The organism is Enterobacter sp. WPR_3_1 (assembly GCF_003635055.1).
Classification (GTDB): domain Bacteria; phylum Pseudomonadota; class Gammaproteobacteria; order Enterobacterales; family Enterobacteriaceae; genus Enterobacter; species Enterobacter ludwigii.
Genome location: NZ_RBXU01000008.1, coordinates 835,667 through 854,413, shown reverse-complemented (window position 1 = coordinate 854,413; position 18,747 = coordinate 835,667). Strand labels below are relative to the sequence as shown.

At 55.3% G+C, this 18,747-nt stretch carries 20 protein-coding genes; 10 read left to right on the top strand and 10 right to left on the bottom strand.

The annotated features are described in order from the left end of the window. The first annotated feature begins 14 nt into the window (after window positions 1–14). The 3 genes from BJ887_RS05890 to BJ887_RS05880 all read left to right on the top strand — a co-directional run bounded on the left by BJ887_RS05890 (window position 15) and on the right by BJ887_RS05880 (window position 2,710). Window positions 15–368, top strand: a complete 354-nt coding sequence (locus tag BJ887_RS05890; protein ID WP_020882353.1) for a DsrE/DsrF/TusD sulfur relay family protein — start codon at window positions 15–17, stop codon at window positions 366–368. A gap of 106 nt (window positions 369–474) precedes the next feature. After that, window positions 475–2,259: a methyl-accepting chemotaxis protein gene (locus BJ887_RS05885; RefSeq protein WP_121339557.1), complete on the top strand. Its 1,785-nt coding sequence runs from the start codon at window positions 475–477 to the stop codon at window positions 2,257–2,259. Window positions 2,260–2,470: 211 nt separating this feature from the next. Then, window positions 2,471–2,710 carry a DUF1883 domain-containing protein gene (locus tag BJ887_RS05880; protein WP_014170489.1) on the top strand — a complete coding sequence of 80 codons (240 nt, stop codon included), beginning with the start codon at window positions 2,471–2,473 and terminating at the stop codon, window positions 2,708–2,710. Between the two features lie 40 nt (window positions 2,711–2,750). On the opposite strand, the gene BJ887_RS05875 is transcribed toward BJ887_RS05880, so the two are convergent. Together BJ887_RS05875 and chaB are read right to left on the bottom strand one after the other, a co-directional pair. Then, window positions 2,751–3,446: a gamma-glutamylcyclotransferase gene (locus BJ887_RS05875; protein WP_020882351.1), complete on the bottom strand. Its 696-nt coding sequence runs from the start codon at window positions 3,444–3,446 to the stop codon at window positions 2,751–2,753. A 177-nt stretch (window positions 3,447–3,623) separates the two neighbouring features. Beyond that, window positions 3,624–3,854, bottom strand: a complete 231-nt coding sequence (gene chaB / locus BJ887_RS05870) for a putative cation transport regulator ChaB (RefSeq protein WP_032680829.1) — start codon at window positions 3,852–3,854, stop codon at window positions 3,624–3,626. A 269-nt stretch (window positions 3,855–4,123) separates the two neighbouring features. Here chaB and chaA point away from each other — a divergent pair, with 269 nt between their 5' ends. Beyond that, the gene (gene chaA / locus BJ887_RS05865) at window positions 4,124–5,218 is read left to right on the top strand and encodes a sodium-potassium/proton antiporter ChaA (protein WP_121339555.1); all 1,095 of its coding nucleotides are present in this window, start codon (window positions 4,124–4,126) and stop codon (window positions 5,216–5,218) included. Window positions 5,219–5,310: 92 nt separating this feature from the next. Here the strand turns inward: chaA and kdsA are convergent, their stop codons facing one another. From kdsA to hemA, 6 genes are read right to left on the bottom strand one after another with little or no spacing between them, the layout of a single operon-like run. Further along, complete coding sequence (gene kdsA, locus BJ887_RS05860; RefSeq protein WP_014170494.1) at window positions 5,311–6,165, bottom strand: 3-deoxy-8-phosphooctulonate synthase; 855 nt, start codon at window positions 6,163–6,165, stop codon at window positions 5,311–5,313. Between the two features lie 36 nt (window positions 6,166–6,201). Continuing rightward, window positions 6,202–7,011 (bottom strand): invasion regulator SirB1, encoded by an 810-nt coding sequence (sirB1, locus tag BJ887_RS05855; protein ID WP_014170496.1) that lies wholly within the window; start codon window positions 7,009–7,011, stop codon window positions 6,202–6,204. 3 nt (window positions 7,012–7,014) lie between these two features. After that, the gene (sirB2, locus tag BJ887_RS05850) at window positions 7,015–7,407 is read right to left on the bottom strand and encodes an invasion regulator SirB2 (protein WP_020882348.1); all 393 of its coding nucleotides are present in this window, start codon (window positions 7,405–7,407) and stop codon (window positions 7,015–7,017) included. Then, the gene (gene prmC, locus BJ887_RS05845; protein WP_121339553.1) at window positions 7,404–8,234 is read right to left on the bottom strand and encodes a peptide chain release factor N(5)-glutamine methyltransferase; all 831 of its coding nucleotides are present in this window, start codon (window positions 8,232–8,234) and stop codon (window positions 7,404–7,406) included. Before prmC ends, sirB2 begins: the two co-directional genes overlap by 4 nt. Then, complete coding sequence (prfA, locus tag BJ887_RS05840) at window positions 8,234–9,316, bottom strand: peptide chain release factor 1 (RefSeq protein ID WP_020882346.1); 1,083 nt, start codon at window positions 9,314–9,316, stop codon at window positions 8,234–8,236. Before prfA ends, prmC begins: the two co-directional genes overlap by 1 nt. A 41-nt stretch (window positions 9,317–9,357) precedes the next feature. Further along, on the bottom strand, window positions 9,358–10,614 hold the full coding sequence (gene hemA, locus BJ887_RS05835; protein WP_014170500.1) for a glutamyl-tRNA reductase: 1,257 nt from the start codon (window positions 10,612–10,614) through the stop codon (window positions 9,358–9,360). 201 nt (window positions 10,615–10,815) lie between these two features. Here hemA and lolB point away from each other — a divergent pair, with 201 nt between their 5' ends. From lolB to dauA, 4 genes are all read left to right on the top strand, one after another. Continuing rightward, the gene (lolB, locus tag BJ887_RS05830) at window positions 10,816–11,427 is read left to right on the top strand and encodes a lipoprotein insertase outer membrane protein LolB (protein WP_121339551.1); all 612 of its coding nucleotides are present in this window, start codon (window positions 10,816–10,818) and stop codon (window positions 11,425–11,427) included. Then, on the top strand, window positions 11,424–12,293 hold the full coding sequence (ispE, locus tag BJ887_RS05825) for a 4-(cytidine 5'-diphospho)-2-C-methyl-D-erythritol kinase (protein ID WP_121339550.1): 870 nt from the start codon (window positions 11,424–11,426) through the stop codon (window positions 12,291–12,293). Before lolB ends, ispE begins: the two co-directional genes overlap by 4 nt. A gap of 126 nt (window positions 12,294–12,419) precedes the next feature. Continuing rightward, the gene (prs, locus tag BJ887_RS05820; RefSeq protein ID WP_003856663.1) at window positions 12,420–13,367 is read left to right on the top strand and encodes a ribose-phosphate diphosphokinase; all 948 of its coding nucleotides are present in this window, start codon (window positions 12,420–12,422) and stop codon (window positions 13,365–13,367) included. A gap of 124 nt (window positions 13,368–13,491) precedes the next feature. Next, on the top strand, window positions 13,492–15,171 hold the full coding sequence (dauA, locus tag BJ887_RS05815) for a C4-dicarboxylic acid transporter DauA (RefSeq protein WP_014170504.1): 1,680 nt from the start codon (window positions 13,492–13,494) through the stop codon (window positions 15,169–15,171). On the opposite strand, the gene BJ887_RS05810 is transcribed toward dauA, so the two are convergent. Further along, window positions 15,157–16,215, bottom strand: a complete 1,059-nt coding sequence (locus BJ887_RS05810) for a MerR family transcriptional regulator (protein ID WP_121339548.1) — start codon at window positions 16,213–16,215, stop codon at window positions 15,157–15,159. The genes dauA and BJ887_RS05810 overlap by 15 nt on opposite strands. A gap of 124 nt (window positions 16,216–16,339) precedes the next feature. Continuing rightward, entirely contained in the window at window positions 16,340–16,615 is a 276-nt protein-coding gene (gene ychH / locus BJ887_RS05805) for a stress-induced protein YchH (RefSeq protein WP_014170506.1), read from the bottom strand. Between the two features lie 274 nt (window positions 16,616–16,889). On the opposite strand from ychH, the gene pth reads away from it, so the two are divergent. Together pth and ychF are read left to right on the top strand one after the other, a co-directional pair. Next, window positions 16,890–17,474, top strand: a complete 585-nt coding sequence (pth, locus tag BJ887_RS05800; protein ID WP_006175913.1) for an aminoacyl-tRNA hydrolase — start codon at window positions 16,890–16,892, stop codon at window positions 17,472–17,474. 126 nt (window positions 17,475–17,600) lie between these two features. Beyond that, window positions 17,601–18,695: a redox-regulated ATPase YchF gene (ychF, locus tag BJ887_RS05795; protein ID WP_014170508.1), complete on the top strand. Its 1,095-nt coding sequence runs from the start codon at window positions 17,601–17,603 to the stop codon at window positions 18,693–18,695. Window positions 18,696–18,747 lie beyond the last annotated feature (52 nt).

The window sequence follows — 18,747 nt, the reverse complement described above, 5'->3', positions numbered from 1 at the left end:
GAACAGGAGTCAACATGCAAAAGATTGTTATCGTCGCCAACGGTGCGGCTTACGGCAGCGAATCCCTTTTTAACAGCCTGCGTCTGGCGATCGCGCTACGTGATAAAGAGAGTGAACTGGAGTTACGGCTCTTTTTAATGTCGGATGCGGTCACCGCCGGGCTGAAGGGACAAAAACCGGCAGAAGGTTACAACATCCAGCAGATGCTGGAGATCCTGACCGCGCAAAACGTTCCGGTCAAACTGTGCAAGACCTGCACCGACGGGCGCGGCATCACCGGATTACCGCTGATTGAAGGTGTGGAAATCGGCACGCTCGTTGAACTGGCCGAGTGGACTCTGCGCGCCGATAAAGTATTAACTTTTTAATAATAAACCCGTAAAAATATTATTTTCTTATGGACGCGGTTTCAGCATCAAGTTTACCTGCAGGGTTGCCGATAGGCATGGAAACAACACAGCAGGTATTTCACTTATGTTCAGATCCATTCGTGCACGCATCATTGCCGCGACGACAGGTTGTCTGGTCGTCGCCCTTCTTCTTAATACTGTCATCAATTTTCAGGTCACACGCCAGGATAACCAGCAGTCACAGCGCGACATCCTGACCAGCACCAGCGCCAGCCATAACATGGCGATTGCGGACTGGGTGAAGAGCAAAATGACGGTTATCGCCTCCGCACAAACCGTTGCGCTCAGCGACGATCCGGTTCCGGTCTTTAAACAGCTTGCCCAGGCGGGTGGGTTCACTAACGTATACGTTGGCTATGCCAGCAAAACGGCGAAATTCTCTGAACCAGCGGGCGTACCGGCGGATTATGACCCCACGATCCGTCCCTGGTATCAGCAGGTCGTAAGCCAGGATAGCCCGGTCGTGACCGCGCCATATGTTGACGCCGGTAGCGGAAAACTGGTGGTGACGTTTGCCGTGCCGGTGAAAGAAAACGGTACCCTGAAAGCCGTGGTGGCTGGCGATGTGGCGATGGACAGCGTGGTAGCTAACGTGCGCGGGATCCACCCAACCCCGGCAAGCAGCGGGCTGCTGCTGAATAACGATGGCACCGTCATTGCCGCCAGCGACCCTGCCCTGACGCTTAAACCGTTCGCCGAAACCCTCAAAGGCATCGACTTTGCGGCGCTGAAAAGCGGAAACCCGGTAAACGGGACCTTCAATGGCGCCGAAAAAACCTTCGTGGCAACCGCCGTGCCGGGTACGAACTGGATGCTGGTTGTTGCCCTGGACACAGGCGATGCCACCTCCGGAATGCGCTCGCTGCTGAAAGCCTCGGCCATCTCGCTGGTGATCCTGGCCTTACTCAGCGGCGCCATTGTTCACTTCCTGATTGCGCGTCTGCTGAAGCGCCTGTCTGACATTCGCGATGCGATGCATAACATTGCGAACGGCACTAACGATCTGTCGCAACGCCTGCCGGACAGCGGCGATGACGAAGTGGCGCAGATAGCGCAGGCGTTTAACGCCTTCAGCGACAAGCTCTCGGTGGTGATGGTACAACTGCGGGATGCCAGCGCATCGGTGAAAAACGCCGCGCGGGAAATTGCGGCAGGTAACCAGGACCTCTCAGGGCGTACCGAGCAGGCCGCCTCCAGCCTTCGCGAAACGGCCAGCGCCGTGGAAGAGATCACCGCGTCGGTAACCCAGTCGAACGAGTCTGCGGCTGAAGCCAATGACCAGGCGAGTAAGGCCTCTGCGGCGGCGGCTCGCGGCGGCGAGGTGGTATCTCAGGCCATCAGCACCATGCAGTCCATTGAAGTGGCTTCCGCGAAGATTGGCGACATCACCAGCGTGATTGACGGGATTGCCTTCCAGACCAATATCCTGGCGCTGAATGCCTCGGTGGAAGCCGCACGCGCCGGAGAGCAAGGCCGTGGGTTTGCCGTGGTGGCCGGCGAGGTGCGTAATCTGGCCAGCCGCAGCGCGCAGGCGGCGAAAGAGATTAAAACGCTTATCGATTCCACCACCAACAGCGTGGCCACCGGCTCCCGCTACGTTCATCTGGCCGGGGAAAGCATGAACGAAATCCGCTCCAGCATCGGTAGCGTGTCGGGCATCATGCGTGAAATCTCCATCGCCACCAGCGAGCAGATGAAAGGCATCCAGGAGATTAACCATGCGGTGACCCATCTGGACAGAATGGTTCAGCAGAACGCCGAACTGGTGGTGCAATCTGCGGCTGCAGCCGGCGCGCTGCAGAGCCAGGCGGGCGACCTTGCTGAAACTGCCGGACATTTCCGCATTTAATGTTAGGGTGGCGCGCGTTCACCGGGCAAAACGCGCGCCAGAGTAAATTTTCAGGAATTTTGTCATTTTTGTTTAATCGTTACGCCATTTTTTGATCAAAGTCAGCATCCTCACCCTCCCCCTTTGGTGTTATGCCATGAGTGAATTGTGAACAATATCACGCTCGGATATGGCAGCAGGGAGAGCGTTGTTTAAGACTACGGGGTAAAAAATGGCACTGGTAAAAACAAGTTTGAAATTGTTTGGCGGGGATACGGTCGTGGTGCGGTGTTCTGAGCGCTGCCGCATTCATTTGATGAGTTCGAAAGCACAACAACACTCGCAGGCGGATATCCTGACCGTGCAGGATGACAAGGCATGGCTTACCGTGCCGTACACCGGCACGTGGGATGTCCTGATTGACAGCCATAGCCAGTCACTGGAGCATTCCGTAAGCTACGTTGCTGCATAAGTCACAAACGCCCGGTCTGCTCACGCAGCCGGGCGCATTCTCAGGCAAAACCGGGACGCAGCGTATTATTCAGCGGGTTCCCTTCCAGCAGCGCTTTCACTTTCACCACCAGCTCATTCAGACAATCGTCCTTCATGCCGAGGCGCGTCAGCTCCTGGTCGAGCGAAAAGAGATACTGCGCGTTGGTGCCCAACGGTCCACTGGCGGCAGCGATCAACGGGGCAATGACCTGCGTGCGGGTATCCGCTTCATACAGCGGATGGCGCGGATCCATAATAAACACCAGCGCGTTAACGGTACGTCCGTCATCGAGTTCCAGCTTGCACCAGCTCGGCATATAGCAGCCGGTGATCATCTCGCGCTTCCACAGCAGCGTCAGTTCGTCTTCCAGCGTTGCATCCGGCAGGCGGTAGGCCACCCCCGTGGTGCGTCCGCCCTCTTTTAGTGCAAGCATGCGTCCAGGCTGACACGCGCTACCTCGACCGGCCGTGAGGCGCAAACAAAATGCGCGATGCCAGCCAGGAAGTGTACCTGTTGCCGATTCGACAAATTCGAGAGCCGGGTTCCACATCAGCGAACCGTAGCCAAAAATCCATACCGGGCCATCATCCGGGCGGCACGCCAGCGTGGCAGCGAGCGACGCCGCACGTTGTTCAGCTGACCAGAGAAGCGATTCCTCAATAGCACCAAATGCCGTCTTACAATCTGCCTTCATTAAGAAATCACGCGTTAACACTTTCCACCTCCGCCACTGCATGCTTCCTTGCGACATCTGTAATCCGCCTTCCCGGCATTGTGTGCTGGTCATTTTGCCAGCAGTTGAGTAACGATAAGCAATTCACGGGCCAGTTGCAATACAACGGAAGTTCAACCGCCTGAAAAGTCAAAACGAAGGCAGCGAATGATTTCACGGCTATTTCTTTTTATGCCATTTATCGTCGTCTCCTTTCTCATATTCATGTTTTACTGCGGCCCAGGCGACTTTGTGCGCGGTCTCTTCACGGCTGGCATCATCACGTCGATCTTCTTTATCTTTGTACTGATCCCAGGCGCTGTTAAAGGCCTCTTTGTAGATATCCTGCGCGTGCGCGGGCAATACGTGTTGCACGCTGTCTGGTAATTCGCGTTTCGTTTTATATGGCATCGCTAACCCCTCTTTTGGTTAAAGAGATAAGTGTGGACGACGATACGGCATGGTGCCAGTCAATTGAGAATTATGCGTAAATGATAATTTTAAAATTATGTTATTAAAGGATTAATTATAGAACACGTTCCATTATCGACACCCCAAAGCAAAAACATGACAAACAGTAAAATTGAGTAAAAAATCAAGAGTATTTAACAGAGATCTGTTAATTTAATGACCGAAAATTCTATCTATAATTACAAGCACCTGCATTGATGGAGAAGCACATGACAGCAGCACACGAGGCGGTAAAGACCCGCCACAAGGAGACATCACTCATTTTCCCGGTCCTGGCACTGGCTGTGCTGCTCTTCTGGGGAAGCAGTCAGTCACTGCCAGTGGTAGTTGGTATCAATATTCTTGCTCTGGTGGGTATCTTAACCAGCGCCTTTAGCGTCGTTCGCCATGCGGACGTATTAGCCCATCGCCTGGGTGAGCCTTACGGCTCGCTAATTCTCAGCCTTTCGGTGGTTATCCTCGAAGTCAGCCTGATTTCCGCGCTGATGGCGACCGGTGACGCCGCACCGACCCTGATGCGTGACACCCTCTACTCCATCATTATGATTGTGACAGGTGGTCTGGTGGGCTTTTCACTGTTACTGGGCGGCCGCAAATTTGCGACCCAGTACATGAATCTGTTCGGCATAAAACAGTATCTGATTGCCCTTTTCCCGCTGGCAATTATTGTGCTGGTCTTCCCGATGGCATTGCCGGGGGCCAACTTCTCAACCGGTCAGGCGCTGCTGGTTGCGCTGATTTCCGCAGCCATGTACGGCGTGTTCCTGCTGATTCAGACCAAAACGCACCAGAGCCTGTTCGTCTATGAACATGAAGATGACGGCGACGACCCGCATCACGGTAAGCCATCGGCTCACAGCAGCGCGTGGCATACGGTTTGGCTGATCGTACATCTGATTGCGGTTATCGCCGTGACCAAAATGAACGCCAACCCGCTGGAGACGCTGTTAACCGAGCTGAATGCTCCGGTCGCGTTTACCGGTTTCCTGGTGGCGCTGCTTATCCTGTCGCCTGAGGGGCTGGGGGCGCTGAGAGCGGTGCTGAACAATCAGGTGCAACGCGCAATGAATCTGTTCTTTGGCTCGGTCCTGGCGACAATCTCACTCACCGTGCCGGTAGTGACGCTGATTGCCTTTATGACCGGTAACAAGCTGCAGTTTGCGCTGGGTGCGCCAGAGATGATTGTGATGGTGGCTTCACTGCTGCTGTGTCAGATATCCTTCTCGACCGGGCGCACCAACGTGCTGAATGGCGCGGCGCACATGGCACTGTTTGTGGCCTATCTGATGACGATATTTGCCTAAGCGTTGTTCGGTGAGACTCTGAGGCCACACCCGACATCTCTTCTATCGGAAGAGGAATAACCCAAAAAAACCCGCCGAAGCGGGTTTTTTTATTAGTGGCTGGTATCCAGCTCGTCGAAACTCTTCACCAGATCGTCAATCGCCTTGATCTGTTTCAGGAACGGCTCCAGTTTAGCCAGCGGCAATGCGGACGGGCCGTCGCACTTCGCGTTGTCCGGGTCCGGGTGTGCTTCAATGAACAGACCGGCCAGGCCAGTCGCCATACCGGCGCGCGCCAGCTCGGTGACCTGCGCACGGCGGCCGCCAGAAGCTGCACCAAACGGGTCGCGGCACTGCAGCGCATGGGTCACATCGAAGATGACCGGAGACTGGTTTGACACGTTCTTCATCACGCTGAAGCCGAGCATATCAACGACCAGGTTGTCATAACCGAAGTTTGCGCCACGGTCACACAGGATCACTTTATCGTTGCCGCCTTCGATAAATTTATCGACGATGTTACCCATCTGGCCAGGGCTCACGAACTGAGGTTTCTTCACGTTGATGACCGCGCCGGTTTTCGCCATCGCTTCCACCAGGTCCGTCTGACGTGCCAGGAACGCCGGCAGCTGGATAACGTCGACAACGTCCGCAACAGGCTGCGCCTGAGAAGCTTCGTGCACGTCGGTGATCACTTTCACGCCAAAGGTCTGTTTCAGTTCCTGGAAAATTTTCATCCCCTCTTCCAGGCCCGGGCCACGGTAAGAGTGAATGGAGGAACGGTTGGCTTTGTCAAAAGAGGCCTTAAACACGTACGGGATACCCAGTTTTTGGGTAACGGTCACGTAGTGCTCGCAGATACGCATCGCGAGATCACGGGATTCCAGCACGTTCATACCGCCAAACAGCACGAACGGCAGGTCGTTTGCCACGTTGATATCACCAATGCTAACCACTTTTTGTTTCATAGGATCGCCTTATTCAGGTGTGAATCGGAATTAAGATTAATGCAGTGTAATTTGTTTGTGCGAGATCGCGTTGATCTGCGCACGAATCATTTCGCTGATCGGGTCTTCCGGGCATTGCTCAACGAAATAATTCAGATCGTTCAGCGCCACATGCTCGCAATCAAGCTGGGCATAAATCAGCCCGCGATCGCGGATTTCGTACGGATCTTCCGGATTAAACTGCAGCAGCACTTCACTGGCACGTAATGCCAGCTCCATCTGACGCTCTTCCATCAGCGCAGATTTCAGCGTATCCAGCAGTTTACGGATCACCTCGGCGTTATCCGCCTCGTCGAGATCTTCATTAAAGAGCTCGGCAACCGGGCTGATATTGCCTTTTAACCAGACGTCCAGCGTATGCTCATCCAGCGTATCGCCGTTAAACGGATTAATGAGCCACATCTCACCGTCCAGCCACTCCGCTCGCAGGATCATCTGCGTCGGGAAAATGACCGGCACCAGTGGAATATCCAGACGATGCGCGACCCACAGCAAAATGGAACCCAGCGCAACCGCGCTGCCCTGACGATTTTTTAAGACCTGATCCAGCCATAGTGCGTCAGACAGACGATACACACCACGCGTGTCGCAGAAACCCCATTCGCCGTAGAAAAGCTCAAGCAGCTTCTCTAATTGCCAGTCCTGCGGGCGCGCCTGATTGATCTCTTCACGCGCCAGGCTGACCAGATTCTCCAGCTCTTCGTAGACATATTGCGACGTAAAATCGTCGCGGATCATCTCCGAAATCAGGATCATGCCATCGCAAAGCGGCACTTTATTAAATTCGAAATCGGCTAAGGACCTCATGACTTACCCCAGTAACGGTATTCTTGTGGTGGCGAGTTTAATGATGATGTACAGCACCACCAGCCCCAGCAGAAAGGCGATAAAACCGGTCTGCTGGCTGCGCGGACGACGACGCCCAAGCGCGATAAAACCCAAAACGATGTAGATGATAACGCCAAACAGCTTTTCAGTCAGCCATGCGCCTTTATCAGTAAATGGCAGATAGCCGGTCTTCCACATTAATCCGGCCCCTGAGAGAAACAGCACCGTGTCAATACAGTGCGGCGCAATACGCACCCAGCGGGCGTCAATCAGCGGATTATTGCTGTAACGCCACCCGTAACGGACGATGAAAAAGCTGATGGTCAGGGCAACGGCTATCAGGTGGGCCGTGATCAGCACGGTAAAGAGACTCATGCCCATTGTCCCAGCGTCAGACGGTCGTTGCCGCCATAGTCGCAACAGGTTTCCACCGCACGATAACCTGCAGCGATGAACACGTCACGCACCGCGTCCCCTTGCGTCCAGCCGTGCTCGACCAGCAGCCAGCCGCCGGGGAGCAAATGCTGTCGTGACGTTGTCACAATATGCATAATATCCGCCAGCCCTTCATTGGCAGCGACCAGAGCCGTCAGCGGTTCGAAACGCACGTCCCCCTGCGTCAGGTGCGGGTCATGCTCGTCGATATAGGGAGGGTTGCTGACAATCATCCCGAACGTGCGGTTATCCAGCGCGCTAAACCAGCTGCTTTGCAGAACGGTGACGTTCGGGAAGCCCAGACGCGCCACGTTACGCTGCGCCAGCGCTACCGCATCGGGCATCACGTCAACCGCCGTCACCTCGCAGTCCGGACGCTCGCTGGCCAGCGCCAGGGCAATTGCGCCAGTGCCGGTTCCAAGATCGAGAATTCGGCAGGCTTGTGCGGGTAAACGCGACAGCGCCTGCTCCACCAGACACTCGGTGTCCGGACGGGGGATCAGGGTCGCTGGGGAGACGTACAACGGCAGTGACCAGAACTCACGCTCCCCGACCAGATGCGCCACCGGCTCACCGGTTTTGCGTCGGGCAAGCAGCGTAGCGAGCTGCGCTTCCTGCTCAGCGCTCAGCTGGGTCTCGCCGAAAGCCAGCAGGTAAGTGCGGGCTTTCCCCGTCACAAACTCAAGCAAAATTTCGGCGTCACGTTTAGGGCTTTCGCTCGCGGAAAGCTCACTGGCGGCCTGCCGTAACCAGTGCTGAAACTCCATTATTCCTGCTCGGACAGTGCTGCCAGCTGGTCGGCCTGGTATTCCTGCACGATAGGCTCAATCAGCATATCCAGCTTTCCTTCCATCACTTCGTCCAGACGGTACAGGGTCAGGTTGATTCGGTGGTCGGTAACACGGCCCTGCGGGAAGTTATAGGTACGGTTACGATCGCTGCGATCGCCGCTGCCCAGCAAGTTACGACGCGTGGAGGCTTCCGCCTGTTGACGTTTTGCCATTTCAGCCGCGTGGATACGCGCGCCCAGCACGGATAAGGCTTTGGCTTTGTTCTTGTGCTGTGAACGTTCGTCCTGGCACTCCACCACGATGCCGGTTGGCAGGTGGGTAATACGAATAGCGGAATCGGTGGTGTTAACGTGCTGACCACCTGCCCCGGAGGAGCGGAAGGTATCGATACGCAGGTCCGCCGGGTTGATGTCCGGCAATTCTGCTTCAGGCAGCTCTGGCATCACCGCAACCGTACAGGCAGAAGTGTGAATTCGCCCCTGAGATTCGGTGGCAGGTACGCGCTGCACGCGATGACCGCCGGATTCAAACTTCAGACGACCGTACACGCCGTCACCGCTGATTTTAGCGATAACCTCTTTGTAGCCGCCATGTTCACCGTCGTTGGCGCTCATGATCTCAACGCGCCAGCGACGCGCTTCGGCGTAGCGGCTGTACATACGGAACAGATCGCCGGCAAACAGTGCCGCTTCGTCACCGCCGGTCCCGGCGCGAACTTCGACAAAGGCGTTACGCTCATCGTCCGGATCTTTTGGCAGCAGAAGCACCTGCAACTGTTGCTCCATCTCTTCAGCACGCGCTTTTGCATCCAGCAACTCTTCCTGCGCCATCTCGCGCATTTCAGGGTCGTCGAGCATCATCTGCGCGGTTTCAATATCTTCCTGGACCTGTCGCCAGTCGGTAAAGCATTTTGATACATCACTCAACTGCGCGTATTCACGCGAGAGCGCGCGAAAACGTTCCTGGTCAGCAATGGTCCCGGCATCGCCGAGCAGCGCCTGTACTTCTTCATGGCGCTCGTGCAGAGCTTCCAGTTTAGCGACGATAGAAGGCTTCATAGGCGTAAATGCACCTTGTAATAGAAAATGGGTATAGGGCGCTATTCCAGCCCGAGGCTGTTGCGCAGAATAGTCAGGCGTTCATCATCCCCGTCACGGGCGGCCTGCTGAAGAGATTTGGTTGGTGCATGGATCAGGCGGTTGGTCAGTTTCCAGGCCAGATCCTGCATAATGGCTTCTGCGTCGCCGCCCTGCTGAAGGGCGGCCAGCGCTTTGGCGGTCAGGTCATCACGCACCTGCTCCGCCTGACCGCGGTACTCGCGGATAGTCTCGCTGACGCTTTGCGCGCGCAGCCAGGCCATAAACTCACTTGTTTCCTGCTCTACAATGGTTTCCGCCTGAACCGCCGCCGCTTTACGCTGGGCAAGGTTATGCGAAATGATGCTTTGCAGGTCGTCCACGCTGTAAAGGTAGGCGTTCGCCAGTTTACCGACTTCCGGTTCGACATCGCGCGGGACGGCAATATCCACCAGCAGCATCGGTTGATTACGGCGGGATTTCAGCGCTCGCTCGACCATCCCTTTACCGATAATCGGCAGCGGGCTGGCGGTAGAGCTGATGATAATATCTGCCTCTTTCAGGCGCTCATCGATGTCGCTCAGCGCAACCACCTCGGCACCCACCTCGTCCGCCAGCACCTGTGCACGTTCGCGGGTACGGTTAGCGATAATCATCTTTTTGACTTTGTGTTCACGCAGATGGCGCGCCACAAGTTCGATGGTTTCGCCCGCCCCGACCAGCATCACAGTGACGGTCGACAGGGATTCAAAGATTTGACGGGCCAGGGTACAGGCCGCGAAAGCAACAGAAACCGCACTGGCACCAATGTCGGTTTCTGTTCGCACACGCTTCGCCACGGAGAATGACTTCTGGAACATACGCTCCAGTTCACTGGCTTTCAGATGCCCTTTTTGCGAATCGGCAAACGCCTTTTTCACCTGACCGAGAATTTGCGGCTCGCCGAGCACCAGCGAGTCCAGGCCGCTTGCCACACGCATCAGATGGCTGACTGCATCGTTATCCTGATGCCAGTACAGGCTATTACGCAGCTCTTCTTCGTTGAGGTTGTGGTAATCACATAACCAGCGGATCAGCGCTTCATGCAGGTTGTCCTGCTCTTCAACGCTTAGGTAGAGTTCAGTACGGTTGCACGTCGAGAGCACCACGCCACCCTGCACCATCGGCTGTGCAAGCAGGCTGTCCAGCGCCAGGTCAAGCGTATCCGGCGAAAACGTGACGCGTTCTCGCAGCGAAACCGGGGCTGTTTTGTGGTTAATACCGAGTGCTAATAGAGTCATGTTGAGCGGGAGTAGTACCAGCGTTAATAAGGTTAGCAGAACGCATCATACAGGATGCGCGAGATCAATAAAAGAGACTGCCCCCTTTCGGAGTAATAGCTTATACAATGCTTTGAGATAATTTGAACGTAGACGGTGGCACCCTTCGACGCTAGCATTAACAGTTATAACTGCAACGTATCTCAAGGATTTGTCCTCATTATGACCCGACTGATTCGCCTGCTGCCCCTGGCGGCACTGGTTCTGACCGCATGTACCGTCACCCAACCTAAAGGCCCGGGCAAAAGCCCTGATTCACCGCAGTGGCGTCAGCACCAGCAGGACGTCCGCAATTTGAGCCAGTACCAGACCCGTGGTGCCTTCGCTTATCTCTCTGATGAACAAAAAGTGTATGCGCGTTTCTTCTGGCAGCAAACCGGACAGGACAACTATCGCCTGCTGCTGTTAAACCCGCTGGGCAGCACCGAACTGGAGCTTATTGCCAAACCGGGTGAAGCGCAGATCACCGACAACAAAGGCCAGCACTATACCGCCACCGACGCCGAAGAGATGATCGGCAAGCTGACCGGAATGCCTATTCCGCTGAACAGCCTGCGCCAGTGGATCCTGGGCCTGCCGGGTGACGCGACCGACTACCAGCTTGACAACCAGTACCGTCTGAGCCAGGTGAACTACACCCAGAACGGCAAAACCTGGAAAGTGGTGTACAGCGCCTATGACAGCAACACCAGGCCTTCCCTGCCATCCAACATGGAACTGACCCAGGGCAGCCAGCGCATCAAGCTGAAAATGGACAACTGGATCGTTAAATGATGACCCACTGGCCTTCTCCGGCAAAACTGAACCTGTTTTTATACATCACCGGACAGCGTGCTGACGGGTACCATACCCTGCAGACGCTGTTTCAGTTTCTTGATTACGGCGACACGATCGCGATTGACCCGCGTCAGGACGGCGAGGTTTGCCTGCTGACGCCGGTTAACGGCGTGGCGCATGAAGATAACCTGATCGTGCGCGCTGCACGTCTGCTGATGAAAACGGCGTCGGACACCGGTCGTCTGTCGGCAGGAAGCGGCGCGGATATCCGTATTGAGAAGCGTCTGCCGATGGGCGGTGGACTGGGCGGTGGCTCATCAAATGCCGCCACCGTGTTGGTTGCCCTGAATCACCTCTGGGGCTGCGGATTATCTCAGGATGAGCTGGCAGCGTTAGGCTTAACGCTGGGGGCGGACGTCCCGGTCTTTGTGCGCGGTCATGCGGCGTTTGCTGAAGGGGTGGGCGAAATACTTTCCCCGGTCGAGCCGCCGGAAAAATGGTACCTGGTGGCCCACCCGGGCGTCAGCATTCCGACCCCGGTCATCTTCAACGATCCTGACCTGCCACGGAATACCCCGGTGCGGTCAATAGAAACGTTATTAAATTGTGAATTCAGCAACGATTGCGAGGTTATCGCAAGAAAACGTTTTCGCGAGGTTGATGCGGTGCTTTCCTGGCTGTTAGAATACGCGCCGTCGCGCCTGACTGGCACAGGGGCCTGTGTCTTTGCTGAATTTGACACCGAATCCGCCGCTCGTCAGGTGCTTGAGCAAGCGCCGGTTTGGCTGCATGGTTTTGTAGCACGTGGGATGAATACCTCCCCCCTACAGCAAGCCATTCTGGCGCAGACTGAGTTTCGGTGACAACGTCACCCTGTTCCAGACGTTGCATCGCGCTCTTTAATACACCGCCTGGATAGCATTTCGCCTGGCCCGCACAGTTTGCGGCGAACGCTATCCACCACTGGACGCATGCCTGAGGTTCTTCTCGTGCCTGATATGAAGCTTTTTGCTGGTAACGCCACCCCGGAACTAGCACAACGTATTGCCAACCGCCTGTACACTTCCCTCGGCGACGCCGCTGTAGGTCGCTTTAGCGACGGCGAAGTCAGCGTACAAATCAATGAAAATGTACGCGGTGGTGATATTTTCATCATCCAGTCCACCTGTGCTCCAACAAATGACAACCTGATGGAACTGGTTGTTATGGTCGACGCCCTGCGTCGCGCTTCAGCAGGCCGTATCACTGCTGTTATTCCTTACTTCGGCTATGCCCGTCAGGACCGTCGTGTCCGTTCCGCGCGTGTGCCAATCACTGCCAAAGTTGTCGCTGATTTCCTCTCCAGCGTTGGCGTTGACCGTGTTCTGACCGTTGACCTGCATGCAGAACAGATCCAGGGCTTCTTCGACGTTCCGGTTGATAACGTATTCGGTAGCCCAATCCTGCTGGAAGACATGCTGCAGCTGAATCTGGATAACCCAATCGTGGTTTCTCCGGACATCGGCGGCGTTGTACGTGCTCGTGCTATCGCTAAGCTGCTGAACGATACCGACATGGCAATCATCGACAAACGCCGTCCACGCGCTAACGTTTCTCAGGTGATGCACATCATCGGTGACGTTGCTGGCCGTGACTGCGTGCTGGTTGACGACATGATCGATACCGGCGGTACGCTGTGTAAAGCAGCAGAAGCGCTGAAAGAGCGTGGTGCCAAGCGCGTATTCGCCTACGCGACTCACCCGATCTTCTCCGGCAATGCAGTAAACAACCTCCGCAACTCCGTGATCGACGAAGTAGTGGTGTGCGATACCATCCCACTGAGTGACGAGATCAAAGCGCTGCCAAACGTGCGCACCTTGACCCTGTCCGGGATGCTGGCCGAAGCGATTCGTCGTATCAGCAACGAAGAATCTATCTCAGCAATGTTCGAACACTAATCGAACACGGCCGAAAAACCCGCTGCGGCGGGTTTTTTTGTCTCTGATATTTATTTGTATGATCAATGCCTCCTTCACCTGCCATTTACATGACAGATGATGCGCACACGGATGAGAGATAATTGTGAAACACGTAACCTCCTCACATGTTCTTCCCTTTCGCGCCCTCATCGACGCTTGCTGGAAAGAGAAATACACCGCTTCACGTTTTATGCGTGACCTTATTGCCGGTATCACCGTCGGGATTATCGCCATTCCGCTCGCCATGGCACTGGCAATTGGCAGCGGCGTAGCACCGCAGTATGGGCTTTACACGGCGGCCGTCGCCGGGATTGTGATTGCGCTAACGGGCGGGTCTCGCTTCAGCGTTTCCGGCCCGACAGCCGCATTTGTGGTGATCCTCTATCCCGTTTCTCAGCAGTTTGGCCTGGCAGGCCTGCTGGTCGCCACCCTGATGTCCGGCGTCTTTTTGATCCTGTTTGGTCTGGCCCGTTTTGGCCGGCTGATTGAATACATTCCCCTTTCCGTGACGCTGGGGTTCACCTCCGGGATTGGCATTACCATCGGGACAATGCAGATCAAGGACTTCCTCGGCCTGCAGATAGCCCACGTCCCTGAACATTACCTGCAAAAAGTCGGGGCGCTGTTTATGGCGCTCCCCACCGCCAACCCGGGCGATGCCGCCATCGGGATTGTTACCCTGGGCACGCTGATTATCTGGCCTCGTTTAGGCATTCGTCTGCCTGGCCACCTGCCCGCCCTGCTGCTGGGCTGTGCGGTGATGGCCATCGTTAATCTCTTTGGTGGCCACGTCGCGACCATTGGATCTCAGTTCCACTATGTTCTGGCTGACGGTTCACAGGGAAGCGGTATTCCTCAACTGTTACCGCAACTGGTACTGCCATGGGATATGCCGGGTTCCAGCTTCACCTTAAGCTGGGACTCCTTGCGCGCCCTTCTGCCCGCGGCCTTCTCAATGGCGATGCTGGGGGCCATTGAATCCCTGCTCTGTGCCGTCGTGCTGGACGGCATGACCGGCACCAAGCATAAAGCCAACAGCGAACTGGTTGGGCAGGGTCTGGGCAACATCATCGCCCCGTTCTTTGGCGGTATTACGGCAACAGCGGCCATCGCCCGCTCTGCGGCAAACGTACGTGCCGGGGCGACGTCGCCGGTATCGGCAGTTATCCACTCGGTGCTGGTGATCCTCGCCCTGCTGGTCCTCGCCCCGCTGCTCTCCTGGCTGCCGCTTTCAGCCATGGCAGCCCTGCTGCTGATGGTGGCGTGGAACATGAGCGAAGCACATAAGGTGGTCAATCTGCTGCGTCGCGCACCGAAAGACGACATCATCGTGATGCTGATGTGTATGTCGCTGACCGTGCTGTTCGATATGGTTATCGCCATCAGCGTCGGGATCGTGCTGGCCTCCCTGCTGTTTATGCGCCGTATTGCGCAGATGACGCGCCTTTCCCCGGTTAACGTAGAGGTACCTGACGATGTGCTGGTGCTGCGTGTGATTGGCCCGTTGTTCTTTGCTGCCGCGGAAGGTCTGTTCAGCGAACTGGAAACCCGTATCGTGGGCAAACGCATTGTGGTGCTGAAATGGGATGCCGTGCCGGTGCTGGATGCGGGTGGTCTGGATGCCTTTCAGCGCTTCGTTTCGCGTCTGCCGGAAGGCTGCGAACTGCGGGTGAGTAATCTCGAATTCCAGCCGCTGCGCACCATGGCGCGCGCTGGCGTGCAGCCGATCCCTGGCCGCCTGGCCTTTTATCCCAACCGTGAAGCCGCGTTAGCGGATCTGTGAATGCCCTGATGCAGAGAAACGTCTCTGCATCATCACGGCTATCGCCTGCTGGAGCCATGCAAGCACGGCAGGCGTCATCCATGTTCCTTTCATCAGATGCGCCTCCTGCTGCATGGCAACGCGAAACTTTTGCTGGGTTTCAGGATTCGTTCCCGCGTATGACTGGAACAATATCCGCCAGTGTTCAGCGAGCATTTGCGCCTCACCGGAAGACGGGTCAAGGTTTTCCCGCTGCGCCTGATGCAATTTCGCTACCAGTGGCGGCCACTCCATCATGCGATCAAAATAGTGCGCGCGGGTAAAGGCCATCTCTTCTGCAGAGAGATACTTTTCCCAGATGGCAAGCTTCGATTCGGCAAACGCCCGCGTAATATAGTCAGTCATTTCCGCCGTAATACCCGTCTGCTCACGCATCTGCGGCTCGACGCTGTGCATCTCGTTCAGCCGGGTGAGAAATTCCGGCTTACCTGCCGTATCCTGCTCCAGGCGTGACATCCAGCGCGTCGCCAGATCCCTGGCACGGGGATCCGAAACGTCGATATTATGCTTCAGCAGGCTATTTGCCTCAGCAACCAGACCTGACCAGATATCCGCAAGTGCCTCCTTCTGTACGGCAAACGGCAACTGCTGTAACTCCTCTTTGCTAAACCAGCGTTCGTACATATTCATTAACTCCAGAGTCTGTAGCCAGGATTCCAGATTGGGTGACGCATCGTTGGTAAGCCCGGTACGCAATTCCACCAGCCTCTCGCGCAGCGTCAGCATGCTGCGCAGTTGCTTATCCAGCAAACTGATTTGCGCATCGAGTAATTCGGTTAACGACAGCGACTCCTGTTTCAGAAAATCCCTGATTTCAGCAAGTTCCAGCCCGGCTTTTGCCAGCACCTGAATCATATGCAGACGTTGCACATCCGCCAGATTATACAACCGGTAACCTGCCGCACTTCTGGCAGAAGGCAGTAACAACCCTGTTTGCTCATAGTGATGCAATGTTCGCACGGTGATCCCGGCACGTTTCGCGAGTTCACCCACCTGAATCAACATAACTGCTCCTTTTACTTTGCCAGTGGCACCACTCTGAAGCCTTACGTTACGTGAGGGTCAACCTTTCATGCAAAAAAAAACGACTCCATGAGGAGCCGTTTCGGTGTTCTTTCGTCGTAGCACGTTAGCTGTGTTTGTGCTGGTCCCTGCGGCAGCGCTTATCGTAATGGCGCACCCACCAGTATTTGTCGCAGACTTCTTCATGTCCACTCACGCGCGCACCGGCAAGCCATAGCACTGCACCAAGGAAGATACTCAATACCGCGCCATGCGCGAAGTATTGCGGAAGGTCAAGCTGCGGCAATTGGTTTAAAATTGAATAACCCACGCCAGCGACCATCACAAACAGTCCCAACCCCATCAGCACATTACCGAGTATCGAAGCGTTTTTGCGTTTCATATGTCACCTCCGGAACTTTGGGTTGTAAGGGGAAAAGCCCCTGATCCTTGTGTGTAAAGTATAGACAACGGCTCTTTTATGAGTTGCGTGAATGATCACATTTACAGATAACTCCCAGACAAAAGTTTACAAATAAGACATTGAACAGCTTGAAATTCTAATTGTTCAGATAAGTAATTATTCATATCTCGCGGTTCGGGCAGCAGAATTTTGTCAAGCGGCGCGTCAGACAGTAAACTACGCGCCAGATCTGGAACCCATTAGGAATTGAATCGTGACGATTAAACTGATTGTCGGCCTCGCGAACCCAGGCGCAGAGTACGCGGCGACCCGCCACAATGCCGGTGCCTGGTACGTTGATCTGCTGGCCGAACGGTTACGTGCTCCCCTGCGTGAAGAACCAAAATTCTACGGGTATACCTCACGTATCAATCTTGCTGGCGCAGATGTCCGTCTGCTGGTGCCCACCACCTTTATGAACCTGAGCGGCAAAGCTGTTGCAGCCATGGCGACGTTTTATCGCATTAACCCGGATGAAATTCTGGTGGCCCACGATGAGCTGGACCTGCCCCCCGGTGTGGCAAAATTCAAACTGGGCGGTGGTCATGGCGGTCACAATGGTCTGAAAGACATTATCAGCAAGCTGGGCAATAATCCCAATTTCCACCGTTTGCGCGTGGGAATCGGCCATCCGGGCGATAAAAACAAAGTTGTCGGTTTCGTACTGGGTAAGCCACCGGTTTCTGAGCAGAAACTGATTGACGAAGCGGTTGACGAAGCGGTGCGCTGCACCGAAATCTGGCTGCAGGATGGCCTAACCAAAGCGACAAACCGCTTACACGCTTTCAAAGCGCAATAATCCGCCCGATACGGCTTTTTTACCGCGCGTGGTGCGGGTTACGTGTATAATAGGCGTAGTTATTTACTTTTCATCAATCGGTTATCGTTAACGGATTGATTATCAAGATATTAAGGTGATTTAGAAATGGGATTCAAATGCGGTATCGTCGGTCTGCCAAACGTGGGCAAATCCACCCTGTTCAACGCGCTCACCAAAGCAGGTATTGAAGCGGCGAACTTCCCGTTCTGTACCATTGAGCCGAACACTGGTGTTGTACCAATGCCCGATCCGCGTCTGGACCAGCTCGCGGAAATCGTGAAGCCGCAGCGCATTCTGCCGACCACCATGGAGTTCGTGGACATCGCGGGCCTGGTGAAAGGTGCATCCAAAGGCGAAGGCCTCGGTAACCAGTTCCTGACCAACATCCGTGAAACGGAAGCAATTGGTCACGTTGTGCGTTGCTTCGAGAACGACAACATCATCCACGTTAACAACAAAGTGGACCCGGCTGACGACATCGAGGTGATCAACACCGAGCTGGCACTGTCTGACCTCGACACCTGTGAACGCGCTATTCACCGCGTGCAGAAGAAAGCCAAAGGTGGCGACAAAGATGCGAAAGCAGAACTGGCTGCGCTGGAAAAATGTCTGCCACAGCTGGAAAACGCGGGCATGCTGCGCGCGCTGAAAAACCTGACGGAAGAAGACAAGGCGGCAATCAAATACCTGAGCTTCCTGACTCTGAAGCCGACTATGTACATCGCCAACGTTAACGAAGACGGTTTCGAGAACAACCCATACCTGGACAAAGTGCGTGAAATCGCGGCGGCTGAAGGTTCAGTGGTTGTAGCGGTTTGCGCTGCCGTTGAATCCGACATCGCAGAGCTGGACGACGCTGACCGTGACGAATTCATGGCCGAGCTGGGTCTGGAAGAGCCGGGCCTGAACCGCGTGATCCGCGCAGGCTATGAGCTGCTGAACCTGCAGACCTACTTCACCGCTGGCGTGAAAGAAGTGCGTGCGTGGACGATTCCTGTGGGTGCGACTGCGCCTCAGGCGGCCGGTAAGATCCACACCGACTTCGAGAAAGGCTTCATTCGTGCGCAGACTATCGCGTTTGAAGACTTTATCACCTACAAGGGTGAGCAAGGCGCGAAAGAAGCAGGCAAGATGCGTGCGGAAGGGAAAGATTACATCGTTAAAGATGGCGACGTGATGAACTTCCTGTTTAACGTTTGATTTATTTTGAATGAAAAAAATCCACGCTTTGGCGTGGATTTTTTTCTTGCGA

Coding starts and splice junctions, on each gene's coding strand:
- BJ887_RS05890 (WP_020882353.1), top strand. CDS start 15: ATGCAAAAGATTGTTATCGTCGCCAACGGTGCGGCTTACGGCAGCGAA.
- BJ887_RS05885 (WP_121339557.1), top strand. CDS start 475: ATGTTCAGATCCATTCGTGCACGCATCATTGCCGCGACGACAGGTTGT.
- BJ887_RS05880 (WP_014170489.1), top strand. CDS start 2,471: ATGGCACTGGTAAAAACAAGTTTGAAATTGTTTGGCGGGGATACGGTC.
- chaB (WP_032680829.1), bottom strand. CDS start 3,854: ATGCCATATAAAACGAAACGCGAATTACCAGACAGCGTGCAACACGTA.
- chaA (WP_121339555.1), top strand. CDS start 4,124: ATGACAGCAGCACACGAGGCGGTAAAGACCCGCCACAAGGAGACATCA.
- kdsA (WP_014170494.1), bottom strand. CDS start 6,165: ATGAAACAAAAAGTGGTTAGCATTGGTGATATCAACGTGGCAAACGAC.
- sirB1 (WP_014170496.1), bottom strand. CDS start 7,011: ATGAGGTCCTTAGCCGATTTCGAATTTAATAAAGTGCCGCTTTGCGAT.
- sirB2 (WP_020882348.1), bottom strand. CDS start 7,407: ATGAGTCTCTTTACCGTGCTGATCACGGCCCACCTGATAGCCGTTGCC.
- prmC (WP_121339553.1), bottom strand. CDS start 8,234: ATGGAGTTTCAGCACTGGTTACGGCAGGCCGCCAGTGAGCTTTCCGCG.
- prfA (WP_020882346.1), bottom strand. CDS start 9,316: ATGAAGCCTTCTATCGTCGCTAAACTGGAAGCTCTGCACGAGCGCCAT.
- hemA (WP_014170500.1), bottom strand. CDS start 10,614: ATGACTCTATTAGCACTCGGTATTAACCACAAAACAGCCCCGGTTTCG.
- lolB (WP_121339551.1), top strand. CDS start 10,816: ATGACCCGACTGATTCGCCTGCTGCCCCTGGCGGCACTGGTTCTGACC.
- ispE (WP_121339550.1), top strand. CDS start 11,424: ATGATGACCCACTGGCCTTCTCCGGCAAAACTGAACCTGTTTTTATAC.
- BJ887_RS05810 (WP_121339548.1), bottom strand. CDS start 16,215: ATGTTGATTCAGGTGGGTGAACTCGCGAAACGTGCCGGGATCACCGTG.
- ychH (WP_014170506.1), bottom strand. CDS start 16,615: ATGAAACGCAAAAACGCTTCGATACTCGGTAATGTGCTGATGGGGTTG.
- ychF (WP_014170508.1), top strand. CDS start 17,601: ATGGGATTCAAATGCGGTATCGTCGGTCTGCCAAACGTGGGCAAATCC.